General features: G+C 39.6%; 16 protein-coding genes and 2 pseudogenes. 3 read left to right on the forward strand and 15 right to left on the reverse strand.

Annotated features, from left to right (window positions below; all coding sequences use genetic code 11):
- Positions 1-114: 114 nt before the first annotated feature.
- Positions 115-997, forward strand: a pseudogene (locus JCM16418_RS07485) (LysR substrate-binding domain-containing protein).
- A 6-nt stretch (positions 998-1,003) separates the two neighbouring features.
- Here JCM16418_RS07485 and JCM16418_RS07490 read toward each other — a convergent pair.
- The 9 genes from JCM16418_RS07490 to JCM16418_RS07535 all read right to left on the reverse strand — a co-directional run bounded on the left by JCM16418_RS07490 (position 1,004) and on the right by JCM16418_RS07535 (position 9,099).
- Positions 1,004-1,273, reverse strand: a complete 270-nt coding sequence (locus JCM16418_RS07490; RefSeq protein ID WP_036647290.1) for a hypothetical protein — start codon at positions 1,271-1,273, stop codon at positions 1,004-1,006.
- Positions 1,274-1,381: 108 nt separating this feature from the next.
- Positions 1,382-2,677 carry an aspartate aminotransferase type Ic gene (locus JCM16418_RS07495; RefSeq protein WP_036647292.1) on the reverse strand — a complete coding sequence of 432 codons (1,296 nt, stop codon included), beginning with the start codon at positions 2,675-2,677 and terminating at the stop codon, positions 1,382-1,384.
- Positions 2,678-2,679: 2 nt separating this feature from the next.
- Entirely contained in the window at positions 2,680-3,516 is an 837-nt protein-coding gene (locus tag JCM16418_RS07500) for a class I SAM-dependent methyltransferase (protein ID WP_036647294.1), read from the reverse strand.
- 59 nt (positions 3,517-3,575) lie between these two features.
- Positions 3,576-3,866 (reverse strand): hypothetical protein, encoded by a 291-nt coding sequence (locus JCM16418_RS07505; RefSeq protein ID WP_036647296.1) that lies wholly within the window; start codon positions 3,864-3,866, stop codon positions 3,576-3,578.
- Between the two features lie 7 nt (positions 3,867-3,873).
- Positions 3,874-4,200 carry a hypothetical protein gene (locus JCM16418_RS07510; RefSeq protein ID WP_036647298.1) on the reverse strand — a complete coding sequence of 109 codons (327 nt, stop codon included), beginning with the start codon at positions 4,198-4,200 and terminating at the stop codon, positions 3,874-3,876.
- A gap of 14 nt (positions 4,201-4,214) precedes the next feature.
- Complete coding sequence (locus JCM16418_RS07515; protein ID WP_148298761.1) at positions 4,215-4,628, reverse strand: hypothetical protein; 414 nt, start codon at positions 4,626-4,628, stop codon at positions 4,215-4,217.
- Positions 4,629-5,437: 809 nt separating this feature from the next.
- Positions 5,438-6,085 carry a carboxylesterase family protein gene (locus JCM16418_RS07525; RefSeq protein ID WP_036647305.1) on the reverse strand — a complete coding sequence of 216 codons (648 nt, stop codon included), beginning with the start codon at positions 6,083-6,085 and terminating at the stop codon, positions 5,438-5,440.
- Between the two features lie 174 nt (positions 6,086-6,259).
- On the reverse strand, positions 6,260-7,144 hold the full coding sequence (locus JCM16418_RS07530) for a DegV family protein (RefSeq protein ID WP_242403745.1): 885 nt from the start codon (positions 7,142-7,144) through the stop codon (positions 6,260-6,262).
- A 146-nt stretch (positions 7,145-7,290) separates the two neighbouring features.
- Positions 7,291-9,099 carry a CBM96 family carbohydrate-binding protein gene (locus tag JCM16418_RS07535; RefSeq protein ID WP_052020116.1) on the reverse strand — a complete coding sequence of 603 codons (1,809 nt, stop codon included), beginning with the start codon at positions 9,097-9,099 and terminating at the stop codon, positions 7,291-7,293.
- Between the two features lie 152 nt (positions 9,100-9,251).
- Between JCM16418_RS07535 and JCM16418_RS07540 the strand changes: the two genes are divergently transcribed.
- Positions 9,252-9,911, forward strand: coding sequence for an S-layer homology domain-containing protein (locus JCM16418_RS07540; protein WP_036647307.1), 660 nt, complete (start codon positions 9,252-9,254; stop codon positions 9,909-9,911).
- A gap of 102 nt (positions 9,912-10,013) precedes the next feature.
- Here the strand turns inward: JCM16418_RS07540 and JCM16418_RS07545 are convergent, their stop codons facing one another.
- The gene (locus JCM16418_RS07545) at positions 10,014-10,556 is read right to left on the reverse strand and encodes a superoxide dismutase family protein (protein ID WP_036647309.1); all 543 of its coding nucleotides are present in this window, start codon (positions 10,554-10,556) and stop codon (positions 10,014-10,016) included.
- 86 nt (positions 10,557-10,642) lie between these two features.
- Positions 10,643-11,173 (reverse strand): DinB family protein, encoded by a 531-nt coding sequence (locus JCM16418_RS07550; protein ID WP_036647771.1) that lies wholly within the window; start codon positions 11,171-11,173, stop codon positions 10,643-10,645.
- Positions 11,174-11,641: 468 nt separating this feature from the next.
- Between JCM16418_RS07550 and JCM16418_RS07555 the strand changes: the two genes are divergently transcribed.
- A complete protein-coding gene (locus JCM16418_RS07555; RefSeq protein ID WP_036647311.1) occupies positions 11,642-12,673 on the forward strand; it encodes a chitosanase in 1,032 nt (343 codons plus the stop codon).
- A gap of 60 nt (positions 12,674-12,733) precedes the next feature.
- On the opposite strand, the pseudogene JCM16418_RS07560 reads toward JCM16418_RS07555, so the two are convergent.
- The 4 genes and pseudogenes from JCM16418_RS07560 to JCM16418_RS07575 form a co-directional block, all read right to left on the reverse strand.
- Positions 12,734-13,962 (reverse strand): annotated as a pseudogene (locus JCM16418_RS07560) (MFS transporter).
- Between the two features lie 68 nt (positions 13,963-14,030).
- Positions 14,031-14,537, reverse strand: a complete 507-nt coding sequence (locus tag JCM16418_RS07565) for a glycosyl-4,4'-diaponeurosporenoate acyltransferase CrtO family protein (RefSeq protein WP_036647313.1) — start codon at positions 14,535-14,537, stop codon at positions 14,031-14,033.
- A gap of 6 nt (positions 14,538-14,543) precedes the next feature.
- Positions 14,544-15,743, reverse strand: coding sequence for a glycosyltransferase family 2 protein (locus JCM16418_RS07570; RefSeq protein WP_052020117.1), 1,200 nt, complete (start codon positions 15,741-15,743; stop codon positions 14,544-14,546).
- Positions 15,743-17,200 carry an aldehyde dehydrogenase family protein gene (locus JCM16418_RS07575; protein ID WP_052020118.1) on the reverse strand — a complete coding sequence of 486 codons (1,458 nt, stop codon included), beginning with the start codon at positions 17,198-17,200 and terminating at the stop codon, positions 15,743-15,745. Before JCM16418_RS07575 ends, JCM16418_RS07570 begins: the two co-directional genes overlap by 1 nt.
- Positions 17,201-17,295 lie beyond the last annotated feature (95 nt).

Genomic DNA, 17,295 nt, shown 5'->3' on the forward strand with positions numbered 1-17,295 from the left:
GATCCTATTTAACTTCTGCTTTTATTGTAGTTCGTTTATAATGATACGAATAATATATATTTAGTTCCAAATCATATATTAAATATATAAGTATGAGTCAAAGGAGTGTTTTCTATGAATCTGCACGCGCTACGCCTCTTCTATGTAATCGCGTCAACTGGAAGCGTTACACGCGCATCTGAGCTATTAAATATTAGCCAACCAGCTATTACTGCACAAATTAAGAAATTTGAAAAAGAATTATCTCTATCGCTGCTTATGCCCCAAGGAAGAGGAATTACCCTAACCGATGCAGGCGTAAAGGTAGCTACACTTGCAAAAAGGCTGTTCGCGGTCGAGCAGCAGATTGAGCAATTCGCCCTGGATTATGGCCAAGGCTCCTTTGGTCACATACGTATGGCAGCAACTTATCTGCCTGCTCATTTTCTGATCCCGGCCTGGCTTGCTAAGTTCAAACAACAATATGAACATGTCGAAATGACCATCACGACAACGAATTCTAGCGGAGCTGAATCAGCTTTTAAATATGGACGTTGATATGGCGATTTATGGGGGTCTCCCAGAAGAATATCCCGATACGATTCAAACCGAGGAGTTATTTCAAGACGAATTATGGTTCGTCGTAGCACCGGGTCATCGGTATGCGAATCAACATGTTTCTCTTAATGAAATGATGAGAGAACCTTTTGTTATGCGAGAGGAAGGAAGCTCCACAAGAGAACGGTTATTTGCCCTATGCCGAACTTATAATGCACCCGCCCCAAAAATCGCCTTGCAGTTCAATGGATTACATGAGGCGATTACGGCAGTTATTGCAGGCTATGGAGCAAATTTCGTTTCTTCATTAGTGGTACGTGAATACGTAGCGCGAGGAGATTTATCTCGGGTATATGTAGAAGGAGTAGACTTGCGTAACATAATTGCTATTTGTACCCGGAAAAATGAACCGCTATCTACTGCAGCAATAAATCTAATTGAGCTGATCCGTAATAACTAACTACGGTCATTTGTGTTTTATTCTCAGCAACAAGTACCTTCCCACAATTAAAATAAAGGTGGCTGTTATTGAAATTAACAGCCATGGCAGCCTTTCATCATTTGCGCTTTCTGATAAATTACTCGTAGGTTCTTCTGCTGGCGAACGATTATTGGCACCAGAATATTTCGAACTAAAATTAGCTCTAACAAAGTGTCCATCAGGCGACTTAATGGCAATAGCGTCTGCAATATGCACATTCGGAATTTCGTACAATTCAGTTCCTTTAGGGAACATGTTCGATACCTTCCCTCTATAAACAGCTGTTTCATTCTACTATTATGAGCTAGCCTTTAGTGAAAAATCATTTTCATATTGGTCTTCCTATCCATTGAGTAGAAACGACTATACAGCTTGAATTAGAAACTTATTAATGCTGACTAACTGCACACACAGACACAATACTTCAATGGCTGTCTCTAGCTCTGTAAGAGAAGGATAAGTAGGAGCAATTCGGATATTACGATCCCTAGGATCCTGTCCATATGGGAACGTTGCCCCTGCATTGGTCAATTTGACACCAGCTTTTGCCGCCATACTCACTACAGCTTGAGCACAACCATCTAATGTATTAAGACTGATAAAATAGCCGCCGTTTGGTTTATTCCAAAATGCAATGTTTTTACCACCTAACTCTGATTCAAACTTATTTAATACTAAGTCAAATTTGGGTTTTATGATTGCTGCATGCTTCTCCATATGTAGTTTCAAATGATCTAAATCCCGCAGAAAACGAACATGTCGAAGCTGATTTATTTTATCGGGACCAATCGTCTGGATTGAAATCTGTTTTCTGATGAAATTCAAGTTATCTTCACTAGCTGCTAACACTGCAACTCCGGCTCCGGGGAACGTAATCTTCGATGTGGAGCTGAACATAAATACGCGATCAGCATGGCCCGCTTCCTTACACGCTGTGAGGATGTTTTTCAATGGATCAGGGGTATTCGTTAAATGGTGAACTGTATAGGCATCATCCCAAAAGATTCTAAAGTCCTTTGCTTTCGTATCCATACTAGCAAGTCTATCCACGATCTGATCTGAATACGTGATGCCCTCTGGATTACTATATTTAGGAACACACCAAATCCCTTTGATAGAATCATCCGCACGGACAAGATCTTCAACTGTATCCATATCGGGTCCCTCATGCGTTAGATCAACTAAGATCATCTCGATATTAAAGAACTCACAAATTGCAAAATGCCTGTCATATCCAGGAGTAGGACAAATAAACTTAATCGGGGCTTTCCCCCAATTAGCAGCTCCACCATACACACCCTGCAGCATTGCTCTGGATATAGCATCAAACATCATATTAAGGCTTGAATTACCACCAATAATAATTTCCTTCGTGCTCACCCCAAGCATGTTAGAAAAAAATCTCTTTGCTTCAGGTATGCCATCAATAACTCCATAGTTAAGACAATCTGATCCATCTTCTGCATGTAAATCATCATGAGTTGATACAATATTGAGCATTTCCTTAGAAAGTTCTAGTTGTTCAGCACTAGGCTTTCCTCTAGACATATCTAAACTCAAATTCTGGCTTAGATACCCATCATATTTTTCGTTTAGGACTTCATAATGTTCTTTCAATTCATTTGTATCTAATTTGGAATAATCTTTATGATTCAACATTCCTAATCTTCACTCCCCTGTTCCAATTCAATCCTTCTTCCAATAAACAACAAATGAGACGATGCGCCTAAAATATATGGGTTCTCAGCAGCCTTCATCACTATTTCCATGATATGATCATATTCCTCTTGTCCTCTACTTCGCCAGTAATCCCACTGTTCAGGCTTCATAGCTCCTACAACGCTCCCGGAAGCTATAACATTAATACACTCAAAACCATGATCCTTCATAAACGGTTTAATATCTTCAATATCAAAGTAGTACGCGCCAGTAAATCTTCCCTCATCGCTATGATTGAAATGACCGGTAGCAAGAAAGTTCTCAATACCATCAACGTTATGATTAGGTTTCCACAATTCAGGGAATAGAAGAGACGTTGTTAAATGACGTATTTTGGATATGAAAGCTACAAAAACGATTCCATCCTTTTTCGTAACTCTATGTAATTCAGAAAGTGCTTGTATCCGTTCCACTTCTGACTGCAAATGATATAAAGGCCCTAACATTAATGCTCCATCAAACTGCTCATCCTCTAACATATTTAGATTAGTGGCATCTGCTACATGGAACCCCTTAAAATGATCTTCCACTTCTAATTCTTTAGCTTTACCTTTTGCAACCTCTACTAGATTAGGTGTTAAATCAGTTAACACGATGTGATAACCTGACTTGGCGAGCTCGATTGCGTATTTTCCAGGTCCAGCACCATTGTCAAGAATTAGGCCTTGTTCAGGTAAAAACTTTCTAATAAAATGAAGGTTGATCATATATTCAATGGGTTCTCGGTCCAATCTTCCCCACTCATCAAATGAACTGTAATATTTAATAATATTATCCATGATCAATGCCCTCATTTCTAAAGTGAATTTGTTTATAATCCAGAAAAAAATTTAATATTTCATTTAATGACTTCAATGTCATATTCCACATCTTTGACAGGTCCCATAGAATAACTTCCGTCTTTCGGTGTTCCTTTGAAAGGAATTCTAATATTCATTTTTCTATGCGGTTCCAAAGCAAGTGTATTTACACCAAAATCTATTTGTTCTTTTCCCAGCATTTCATATGATAGAGTCGGTTTAATAATGATTTGATCCAATTCCCCATAGTTATAGATGGTAAATGAACAATCAGCTAATAATTTATTCTCTTCTGTTCTAACGTAACAACTGCTATTGCTAATATCCATTGAATTTCTACCTGCTGCATTGTATTTCAGTAAGAACATGAGCTTCCGATACATAGGGAGAAAGGAGTAAGAAGACAATACAACCTAAAACTAATCTACTTAAAATTTGAGGGGATGTGGGACGATAATAATTTTTGGCTCCAATAAAACCTGTGATAATGAGTATCCAACCTATAATTACAGGCATATGAAAGCCCGTATTGCCCTTTTGTAACTTTGAAGGTATCCCTAGCATCTTAAAGATGCTATCACCAATTGAATATCCTAAATGATGATTTGCTAACAAAAGCAGTCCAAGACTAAGCGTAATCAAATAATATGCGCCTTTACTCACAGAATCCCCCCTTATCATCGCGATATGTTCAATGTATTGAGGATGATTTCTTTATCATTATCATATATAATCCTGACATTGCTGATGAACGGTCGCAGCTTTTCAATCCCCTTCTCACTATAATCACTTGTATCCATTTGGAACTGACCGACAAAATCCAACTCACTATTTTTATTCAATCTTTTTTGTTCCAAGAACATAATACTTTTATCGTGCAACAGAGCCTTTACTTCTTTAGAGAAAATAGGTTCGATCGCCTTTATTTTATAAGAATGGTTACTTGAGTTCGTTAATGTTAAGTTAAATTCTACTGGTGCATTCATATTAGGGAATTGTGGAGAAACCTCTCCATATCCACTCATGTAGAAAGGACGCTGATCATTTTCCTGACTCATTGATTTCAATAATAACATCAGTATTCCAATCATAATAAATACGAAACCGAGAAGTGTCCTTCGGCTTAGACGATAATTCAATATCATTCCCACCCTCTTTTCTTATGAATACATAATACTTGATTAAGCCTGGATCATATAATGCGATTTATTGCATTTACCATTAAAAGAATCTAGGTATCACCTTGTATACCTTAGTCCATTCTTCAAGGTATAACACTTTAGATATGTATAACACATTGAAAATAAATGGAATGATGATCAAGAAGATCAAACTTCTAATCAAACCCGTATTGGATCGTTTTCTAGACAAATAGAATAATAAGTAAAGGAATAGAACGAATGAACATATCATTAAAGTTAACCACAAATACTCTAACGTTATGGATAGTTTTATATTTGTAAAATAGATATCATACAGAAGCATATTGATATTCTCTATAAAGATGGCCACAATATATATGGGTAACCCAGAATATAGTAAAATTCTTCTGCTTAATTTGTAAGATACATCTCCACCACATATTTTCAAAACCAGAAACATGATAAATCCCTTAATGAAATATGTGAATATGCCAATAAAGAGACCCATAACAATAATCATAATCCATTCCATAAGCCAGTTATGGTAACTAACTAAACTAACTAAATACCCTTGAGAATTAAAATATCTTGATTCATGGATTCCAAATGATATCGCTATACCAGATAACAAAATGATAAATCTATTCATTACGGTATCCGTCAGAATTTTTGTTTCCATCCATCGTATAACAAAATTTAGATCATTTGATTCGTTATTGCGTTTCAAAAGATCACCTCCATCTTTTGATTCTTCTCGTTTATACGAATAGCCTTTTATGACTCAACATCCAAGTATAGATATCTGGATTGCTAAAAGTCTCATCCATTATAAAGTGTTTCAGATTTGGATATGAGGTGAATTTAATATCACCATCCACCCCCTTTAATGCTGCAACCATATCTTCGGAGCCCTGAATTGAAACAACATCATCATCTTCTCCATGAAATGCCCAAATAGGTATATCTTTTAAGAGAAGAGCCTTTTCTGTATCAAACCAACCAGAGATTGGAACGACTGCCGCAAATCTTTCGGGTGCGAAAGCCGCGAGATCCCAAGCTCCATTTCCACCCATACTAAATCCAACTAAATATACTCTTTCACGATCCACTCTATATGTAGAAATAATCTCATCTAATAGAGTAAGAACAGCTTCTCGTTCAAATGGCCAAGATGATGACTCAGGACATTGCGGAGTAACGACTATAAATTTAAAATCTTGTTTTCTTTCAGCTGTCCAGTTAAGACCATAATCGTCTAGTAAATGTATGTTATCTCCGCGTTTCTTGTTTCCGTGAAGGAATAATATGATTGGCCATTCCATATTCTGGTTGGCTTCATATTCATCGGGCACAAACAATTGATAGTTCATATGCACCAATTTTTTATCATTATTTCGAACGATCATTTAAGATACCCCTCCGATTCTATATTAGATACTTCCTCTCCATACGTATTCCTATCTCTTTTATACCATATCACCTAATAATTCCCACTTTAGAATTAACATACAGAATATCTTATTTATGAAATAAAAGAAACTATATTTTCCTCTTCATGACATAAAAAAGAGAACCTGGGATTATCCCGGGTTCTCTTCTTCGATATATCTGGTATCGGAGTCGTGATTAAAAAGCCAATCCAATTCCACCTTCGCCCGCATAAGTTCCCATAATGGTCCCATATTCGAGAATAAAACTTCTTTAAATGGATGTTTCTCAAGAATTCGATTCTTAACCTCAAGAGCTCTCTTCTCACAATTACTGTGGACGATCGCAATGACTGCCTTCTCATAATCATGCTGCTTCTCTTCGAGACGTGCCAAAAGACTTGTGATCGCCTTTTGAATGCCGCGTGTCTTCCCCATAACTTCGACGGTTCCTTCTTCGCTAATTTTAAGAAGCAACTTAATATTCATCACCGAAGCAACCGTTCCTGATATACGACTTAGTCGTCCGCCCTTCATGACGTTCTCCAACGTATCCAGTGTGAAAAAGGCGCTAACTCCCTTTATATAGTGATTCACTTTGTCTTTAAGTTCAACAATGCATGAACATGACTCAGACCATTTAGCAGCCATAGCTACAACTAATGAAAGTCCACCTGAAAAGGTTTTGGAATCAATAACCTCAATCTTATTCGTGTGGCCTTCGTCTTCATACATTTCTTTAGCAATCATCGCAGTCTGATACGTACTGCTAATATTAGAAGACATACTGATGACCAAAATATCGGTTCCTTCTTCTACTTCCTTGAACTTTTCTAAGAACTGCATCGGACTTGGACTTGCAGTCGTCGGTAATTCCTTGGACTCTCTCATTTTAGCGTAAAAGGTCTCAGTATCCATATCTTCATGGGCTTTCTCATTTTCGAAATGAACAGCTAATTTAATAATGGAAATATCAAATTTCTCAACGTACTCTTGTGGCAGGTCAGAACCGCTGTCAGTGATAATCTTGATCGCCATATATAGTGTAGGCTCCTTCTGCAACAATAATATTTATTCTGTAACTCAAAGATTATACTAACTCTAACTTATATTCAAGCATCAGTCTATTTACATATAAGGCAATCTTCGTACAGTTATATTTGTCTAAATAATACACAAATTATCTAATTCACATTACTGCTATACAGACGTCCACCGCCAGTGCGGACATCATTCTGGGCTGTTGTTCCTGTGGCTGCGCTTGTTGAAAAGACAACATACCCAGCTGAGTTATCTAAGTTCACCGTATTATGATCAAACGAGTTATTCGTTCCCGTCACGTAGGCAGTTCCATGTGTTCGAACTTGAAATGCATCTACAATCTTCTCATTCCCATTCCGATAACCCTGATTATAACGTATGATCGTATTCACTCCTTTAACATCTATGAAGCTATCCGCGCTATTCTCTCCGTTAATTCCCGTACCATTAAACGTGCAGTACTCTACAATAGTACCACTTGCCCCTTCTTTGATATCAATATGTTCAGCTGTAATTCCACCATCAAATAAGGTATGACTGATCATGTTACCATTAACTACATGCTCGTAGTTTGAACTTGAATCGGACCCTACGTATGCCCCTTCTCCATAGCCAGCTTGATATTTACCAGTGTCATATATCGTAGAATATTGAAGCGTATTATAGGAGCTTCCATCACGAAAATGTATACCTTCATCCCCGATATTGTGAACTTTAACGTTATCAATTAGATTGTTGTTCCCATTATCAATCATAATTCCTTTTTGAGCATTCGTTACTTCAACATAACGGATTTGCCAATAGTCTCCTGTCAGATGTATACCGTAGGAGCCATCGTTGACATTATTCCCCTTAAGGATGGCAGGATTTGCTGGATCGCAGCTTGTCAGAATAATCGGACTAGATAGAGTTCCATTTTGATTTGAGTAGAATAAGCCTTGGCCACCGGGATCTCCGCTTGTGGTTTGAACTCCCGTATACGTACCTGGAGCTACGGAGATAATCGATCCGGGGATGGCATTTTTCATCGCATTTTGAATCGCCGTGGTTGTATTCAGTGCTTGCGTACAGCCTGTTTGCGGCGGTGGTGTGTTACTTGCTTTCGTAGTTACCATAATCGAATTACTTTGTAATGAGACATTACCCGCAGCATCTCTTGCTTTAACATAATAGCTATAAGCAGTAGTTGCTGTTAAACCGATATCCGTCGTAGAAGTGCCTGGAACACTTTTAACGAATACGCCGTTTCGATACACATCATAATTTGTTACACCTACATTGTCTAATGAAGGATTCCAACTCAGATCGATAAGACTGCTAGAAGCAGCAGATCCATTCAAATTGGTTGGTATTGTTGGGGCCTGCTTATCCCCTTCCGAACCCACACCACTACTACTAATGATAAGTTGTGGCTTATTCGAGCTGTTCTCATTACTGCTTAGAGTTGTGTATTTCCCATCACTCTCTTGCAGTGCAAAGGAAACGTTCATATCTCCAACAGCCTCCATGCTCACGTAAGAAGTAACATCTATCTCATAATAAGTACTTGTATTTGTCATAGAAACATGCGCTGATGGGCTGCCAAGCGAAGGCTTATTGTTCCAGGTAATAGAGGATTGCGTCCAGCTATCAGACGTTTCATAAGCTGTAAGTGTTGTATTAAAGGAAGCGCTCCCATATAACCTTAACTTAGCACTCGTAACCCCCGAAATCCCCGAAAGATTAAATTTAATGTAGGCGTGGCGCGAGCTTGAAGGATCATTTTTAATAATAAGAGATGTAGAAGCACCATAGTTAGAAGCAGCATTACTCTGTTGCACGTAGGAATCATCCGCTGGACTCAGAACGACCGTTGTTGCTGCCTTTGCTGTGTTAGGAGTAATCATGATGAGTGATATCATAAGCGACATAATTACTAATTTAACGATATTTTGATTAATCAACTTAAACATGTATATCAGTCCTCTCGTATTGTAAATCATGTACCAAGTATACGAGCGCAGAAATGATTTCATGTATACGCATTGCCCTTGCAACATTAGTCAGATAGTTTTCGTTTAATTAGATAAGCCTAGTGGCTAAATATGGGATAGAGGTGAATCCAATGCGAATTAAACAAACACTTACTGCAATGGCAGCCGTTTGCCTTCTCTCTGTCTCTTTGGGGAGCACTATTTTTGCAAATGGTTCAGAGTTCAAGGATATTAGCTCAAGCGTCGCTAAAGACCAGATCATGTCACTTAAAGACCGTAATCTGGTAAAGGGAGTAACTGCGACTGAATTCCAACCCCAAGCAAAATTAAGCAACGCTCAAGGCGTACAACTCATTGCTAGTGGTCTACAGTTAAGTCTCGCTGCAATAGATTTCAACAAAGCGCCAAGAGCCAGCGATCTATTCTCAAATGTAAATGATAAGGCATGGTTTGCAGAAGCATTCATTAATGCTCACTATAACGGGGTAGATATCCCTAAAGATATGGATCCCTCCAAATCGATGACCAAAGAAGAGTTCACTTACTACTTGATGGGGGGCCTTGAGAAAGTAGGGAATTTGCCAATGGTAAAAATAGCCCCGACTCCAATAACGGATAACGGAGATATGAACTCCATGTATGAAGGCAGCATTCAGCGTTCACTGCTGTGGAAGATCAACTCACTAGACGGAGCACAAAACTTCAATCCTAAGCGCAATATTACTCGGGAAGAAGCAGCGATTATGCTATACAATGCGCTAGAATATCTAAAAGCTCATCTTCAGTCATAGAATATTGTAATAAAATTCATACTCATGGTATTAAAAAAGCATTGCTGAAGGGTATTTTCCCTTCAGCAATGCTTTTTTAGATTACATCCATATCATTGAAGACTATTCGATCCGAGCGCAACCAATTCGGTTTCCCGAATTGCCTGAAGGGTCTGTTACATAATCGTCTGCTTTCTCATGGATAATGATTGACGTTCCCCCGGGCTTTAATAACGAGTTAGAAGCACCTCTTGTGAGTGAAACGGTTTTGCTCTCTAGATCTGCAATAACCGTCCCGTCCTGCTTCACATCAATATTCAGTAAATCACCAGCATGAAAGCCTTTCGGATTGTTAAACCCATGCTCCTTATGCTTGGGATTTAAATGCGCCCCGGCAGATTTAAAGTCCGGTGTATCACATTTACCATTTTCATGGAAGTGGATACCATGCACACCAGGCGGGAGATTCTTGGCCTCGATGTGTAGCTTAACCGCATCATCCTGCCCCGTTAACAAAGCAGTCCCGACCTCTTCACCCTTGGTGTTGATAATTTTCACTGTGACTTGTGATTCTTTCGAACTCGCATTCACTGCTGGTGCAGCGCAGGTAGCCCCTAATAGAACAAAGCCTAGGCTAAGGCTGACTGACATGACCATTTTTTTCATTTGAGTTTTTCGTCCTCCTGTTGCTGGTATAGGGTTCCTTATTAGGGTTGCCTTTTTCCAGAAAAAGAAAACGCTTGTCGTTTAAATTATAGATTAGCTTCCCGAATTCGTTGTAGCTGTCTGATATGAGTAGATTCATGAATAGCAATAAAATGTGCCCATTGGTTCGCGTTTAGTTCAAATCCGAATGGATGTGGAAATAGAAGTTCATTCGTATTACGCTCGGTTAGCTTCGGAAGGAATGCTTTTGTTGCTGCACGCATATCTTCTAACTTCTGAATAGCTTCCTCATACGAAATTGTGCCTGAAGGTCTCGCTTGCTCAGGTGCTTCAATTTTCTGTCCAATAATTCCACTACTTTTCAGAATATCCATTACATCCGTCTTTTTCTCATCCAGTGGTTCAGAAGGACCAATAAATTCTGTTAGCATAGCATTCTTCAACTGATAGAGAATCATGCCTTCAAGTTTGCTGATGTGCTCAACAACCTCTGTAACAGTCCATCCTTCTGGTTTCTCGCGAAGCTCTTTCTCCTCGGGTCCAAAAGAATCTAATACGTTCATCAATTGTTGACGAACATTATCCATATAAGGTATGATATCCTGAAATTTAACCATAGTAATCTCCTCCGAATAATTCATGTTGAAATACCTCTCTATTGTAGCACTTCTGAAATTGATCTCCAAAATAGCGTAGCAAATAGTCCAATATGTTCATTTTTAAATATATAAATATGTATTAACTTAGTTATTTAAGCTCAATACAATCAAAATATTCTACAGTATACTCTTCCTAAATCGCAAGAAGTTGAGAGCAATTGCTGAGGTTAAAAGTGAATTCCGTGTTACTTCCGACGCAGAATCATTTTTTCTATATGCGACATTTCTTTTAACCTAAAAGTATAAGCGCTTAAACTATGTGCTTAAGAGAGGAGGACAATAACTACCGAAATTCTAAAGTAATGTATGTTGGTTTTATTTGATTACAAAGTTAAAGCGCTTATCTTATTTAGAATACGTAGAATTTTCATATTAAGAATAATTAAAATATATGAATAAATATCACATTATTCTAGGAGGAATTATATGTATAAGACAAGTAATAAACCCGCTAATCATAGAGTGAAGTTCTTGATGATTTTACTTTCCTTTACCGTGGTAGCTTCATTCTCCAGCTTCTCTGGCCCTATTCAAACAAAAGCTTATGCTGATGAGGATATTGCTCCTATAGAAGAAAATATAGATTCGAGTGAAATATATAACGATGCGAATGAAGCAAATATTCAATCGTTTTCTGTAACAGATGAGAATTCTTTGAGTAGCGTAGCTGCTGCAGCTATCGATCATGATGCCAATTTTTCAGCTTCAACCTTGCAATTCCTAAAGACTAATACAAAACTCGATGGTGAGCAATGGGATAATATTATGAAGCTCGTGAACAAACCTGAGCAGGATTCTTTAAAATGGACTGATTTCTATGGCTATGCAGAAGATATTGGAGATAACCGTGGATACACCATTGGTATCTTTGGAGCAACGACAGGCGGTTCGAATGATACGGGGCCTGATGGTCCAGACTTATTTAAAGCTTTTGATGCTGCTAGTGGTGCTAGCAGCCCTTCCATTGCAGGTGGATTAACACGTGCGGGTCTGAAGGGTAAAATGAGCGGTTCGATTCTCAAGCTCAGTGATAGCGATAGTGTTATCAAGAAGAAGATCAAAGCTCTTCAAAACAATGAAGCTTGGAGAGAAGCGATGTGGCGTACATTCTATGACACGTACATTAAATATAGTGTACAGCAAGCACAGAAACGCGGATTCACTACGGCTCTAACCATTGGATCATTTGTCGACACAGCACTGAATCAAGGGGCTACTGGTGATTCTGGTAGTCTGGAAGGAGTTCTGTCCCGTTCTGGAAGCAGCACCAATGAGAAGACTTTTATGACGAATTTCTATGCTAAACGTACTTTGATCGTAGACACCAATGACTACAACCAAGCTCCAAATGGTAAAAACCGAGTAAAACAATGGAGTTCGCTATTGGCCGCTGGCGAAACGGATCTCAAGAATGCAGATGCGGCAGTGATTAAAGCGACCAACTGGGAACTTAAATAAACAATAGAAAGTACAATGGAGGACATCTTGGATGCCCTCCGTTTTACATTTTGAGGTAGATTAGTTGGAAATGACTATAGACTTCGATGTTTCTTCAAAGTAATGAGACTTGGAAGGTATAATAATCGTAACGAAAAGAATTCCAGCGAGGATTACTGAAACTGTAGAGAACACCAAACATACAAATTGTAATGAAAACAGCTCTGTAGATAGACCAAGTAGCAAAGTCAGTCCGATCTGAATGATGCCCTGCACCATATCAGACAAGCTCCCGAACCTTCCCATAATAGATACAGGCACATGGTTCTGGAAGAAGGTAGCATAGCCCGTGTTTGCAAACGCCATAAAGAAGCCAAGAAATACAAACGCTAAAGTTGCAGTTACAAAATTAAAAGAAGCATAGAACAATACATACCAATAGTAGTTAATAACATCCCTGCACCCACATACAACTTTAAATGTACTTTTTTAGACATAAGAGCCGCAGCCGCAGCACCGGCTAAAGAACCTATACCCGTTATACTCACAATAAGGCCGTAATCACGATCTGTTAATTCCAAGTGCTGCTTAATAAAGGTAACCTCCTGCGAATCCACAGCGAAACCAAGTAAAGTTGCACCTTGAAACAATATATACACTACGATAAAGAACCTAGCTGACCTCATAAATCCATGAACTGCCTTCCAATCATTCACAAGCGTCTTCCACTTTATAGGTTCTCTTAACGTCGCAGGAGCATCATCCACATTCGGGAGAAAATAGATAAATAATGCACACACCATAAATGTAGCTGCATTAATGATGATGCATAACTCAGTGCCTACGATCATAATTAGAACGCCTGCAATAGCTGGTCCCAATAGAAATGCACCAGAGCTTGTCATACTAAGGATTGAATTAAAACGCTTTCTATTCTCAGCAGGAACTAATTTAGTTATGTACACAGAGGAACTAGGGCCAAAGAAAGCACCCACAATATTAATGAGTAATAGTAGCGAATAAATTGCCCATAAGGAAGAAATAAACGGTACGATACATACCAGTATGCCCCTTATCACATCTACCGTGATCATGAGTTTTCTCTTATTCACCCGGTCAATAATGCTGCCCGACCACATATTCGTAATCAGCATAGCAACAGGTCTAATCATATAAAGTCCGGCAACTGCCACTGCTGATCCGGTTAAATCTAAGATCGAAATATTAAGTGCTATTAAGTAAATCCAGTTACCTAGATATGATATGCCGATTCCTGATATTAATAATAATGGATTCTTCCAATACTTCATGCCGAACCTCGACTCCCAACTAAGTTGTGGTAACTCCTCATGGTTCCTATAAAGCTTTTAGACAATGTTCATTTTTGTCTCCTCCTGCTTATGCGTAGCAATCTCAAGCGATTGTAACGTAGAACGATAATAAAGGGTAAGTTAGCAACGACAGCGTACAAGATCATGATCCATCCATATAGTTCTTCATTCCACATAAAGAACAGCGGTGCGGGGAGCATGGATATCCAGTGTGTCCATTCACCTCGCCTGGTTTCTAAAATGAACTTTTGATAATAAGCCAGCTTATGTTCTTCCAGCTTGGACTTCGGAAATCCATCATCAAACATCGCTCCTCCATCGGGCAGTTTATCCTTCCACAGTCGAATATGCAGATATCGATCATAGAACTTCTCTTCTCTAGACTTCCGTCCTTCCATACCTCTTTTATCCGAATCAATCAACCGCTGACGGCTAGAGTCAAACCAACGGTCTGGCATTTGCAGGAATAGATAGGACACGCCAAGGTGAAAGAAGAGCCAAGCAGCAATATCAATAAATAACGTCCATAACGGTGTAAATATCCATATTTGCAATCGACCTCACTCCTTTCCCGTTGTGATCGACCTTCCTTTCCATTGTACCTTACGGCGAAAGAACGTCTGAATCGCAGACTGCACGAAAATGACAATGAATACAAGCAGTGGTAAAGGAAATAAAAGCGCTGTTAATGTACGGAAGCTGCCCGAACGACAGAACAGTAAGTATAACTGAATAGCATATAGTACATATAGTACCGACCCAGCAATAAGAGTCGGTGGACCAAAATTAGACATGATACCGATCCATTGCGTTACAGAGGAAACCGCTCCTGCAATCCATAGAATCACCAGCATGAGACGAATCCAAGAGGTTGTTGATGCCCCCGATGCGAAGCTCTTACTCCAGCCTGCAATTAAACTACGGAACCCATCTGGATACATTCTAAAATTCACTGTATCTGCTCCCGTATAATTTCTCACTACATAACCCGCTTTCGAAAAAGCAAGCCCCAGCGCATAGTTCTCAAGGATGCGGCCGCGAATCGCTTCATGTCCCCCGACTTGGAAGTAATCTAGCTTGCTACAAGCTATACATGGGCCAAAAGCTCCTGAGATTGTAGGTTTCGTTGTATGTCTATACGGGTCTTCTGATCTTTCGTTACTTTGTGCCCTCGTCCCTCTTCCCACCCCTGCCAATACGATCACATTGAAAAAGGCTGACATTTGTTCATACCAGCGCTTCATTTGATGGTAGGGCTGAACAGATATAAAACCTTTCGTACGTAAGCATGATAACGCAATATTATAGAGACCTTCTGGCTCTAGATACGTATCTGCATCCAGAAATACGAGAATGTCTCCCTGTGCAGCTTGTGCACCGCTCCAGCAAGCCCAGCTTTTGCCTAGCCAACCCCGAGGTAGTTCGCCAGGCTTTACGACTTTAGCGCCCATACGCATGGCCACTGCTCCAGTATTGTCCTGTGAATCGTCATTAGCGACTATAACTTCCACCGGTGTTAGCGTCTGTTCTGCTAACGAGGCGAGCAACCTTGCTATGTTCTTCTCTTCATTCCGAGCAGGAATAATAATAGAAAGGTTGGGAAGATCACTCTTAGATGCATTCTGTAATTGAGAATGTAATGTGGCAGCATCGGGTTGTGAAGTAGTACTGCTGTATGAATGGTTATCCAGCTGAACCATTCCTCTCAGAAGGAACCATCCACTAATCCATCCGACTACAATCCAAATGAAAGTGACCATTATGTATTGTCCTCCTTCTTCACTCCTCTACCGTAAAGCATGCGTAAACCTTTCTTAATACTTTCAAAAGAATCTTGCTTATAAGGATACCAATTGATTTGCTTCGGCTTCCGCCCACTCTTCATCATAATTGCCTTACTTTGACAAAAAGCTAACAAACCCTCCGGACCATGCGTCCTGCCAAAGCCACTTTGCTTAACGCCACCAAAAGGCAGATTCATATTGCTAATATGACGCACCACATCGTTGATCGCACAGCTACCCGTCTCAAGCCTATTGGCTATAGACCTGCCTCTACTCAAATTGGAAGTGAAAATGCTCGCACTCAGCCCATAATCGGATTGATTGGCAAGTGCAATTGCCTCCTCATCGGTTTCAAAAGCCATGATCGGAAGAAGTGGACCAAATGTTTCTTCCTTCATTAGTTGCATGTCATTCGTAACTCCAGTTAGTACGGTTGGCGGAAATATCGGTATGATAGCATCAGCTGTTAATCCTCCTGCCTGCACACTAGCACCCTTCAATACGGCATCCTCAAGCTGTTCCTTAACTCTGTGCCAGCCTTCTTCTGTAGTCATGGCCCCCACATCTGCCCATTCATCTGCACTCTGTGACAAGCTATTCGTTTGAATCACAACATTTCTCACGAATTCGTCATAGATACTCGCATGAACATAGACTCTCTCTACACTCACGCAGACCTGTCCACTATGCAGAAAAGCACCCCAAACCGCTGCTCGGGCTGCTCTCTCAATCGAGGCATCATCACATACAATCATCGGATCCTTGCCACTTAACTCCATATCACATGGAATGAAATGTGCTGCTGCTCGCTGGAGCACATTTCTTCCTGCTTCCGATCCGCCCGTAAAGAAGATTTTATCAGGTCTCATTTCAATAAGATGTTCAACGGTTTCTCTTCCGCCCTGAATCACGCTACAGACACCCTTAGGGAATCCGGCTTCTTGCAACGTATTGATTAGCTTCGCATTGATTTGTGGCAATTTCTCAGAAGGTTTAAGTAACACAACATTCCCTGCTGCAAGTCCACTAATTACAGGAATAAGTGCTAATTGTAGCGGGAAATTCCATGGCGCAATTACACTTAGAACGCCAAAAGGTTCATATGTTCTATATGATTTCGATCCGATAAAGACAAGTGGAGTCCGGACTCTGCGTGATCGCAGTATACGAGAAGCATGTTTCTCATAATATGCAATCGCATCTACAGTGGTATATATATCACTCATCAACGCGTCCATTGGGGTCTTGCCACATTCAATTTTTAATAATTCTATCCACTCGTCCATGTCTCGAATAAGCAGCATTCGGAGTCTGCCGAGGTAATGTAGACGTGCTTTCACAGGCATTGCTTTCCATGCAGGCAAAGCCTTCCTTGCACAACTCATGATATGATCCAATGCGTACACCCCACCAGCTAACGTTCTGTTTTCCATATAATTTCCTTATATATTAACCGTAAACGTTTTAAAATACCAGTTATTAGGTAAGTGTAGTGTATATGCTTTGAAACAAAAAGATATATTATAAG

This window comes from Paenibacillus pini JCM 16418, from assembly GCF_000576305.1.
In the GTDB taxonomy this organism is placed as follows: Bacteria; Bacillota; Bacilli; order Paenibacillales; family Paenibacillaceae; genus Paenibacillus_AQ; species Paenibacillus_AQ pini.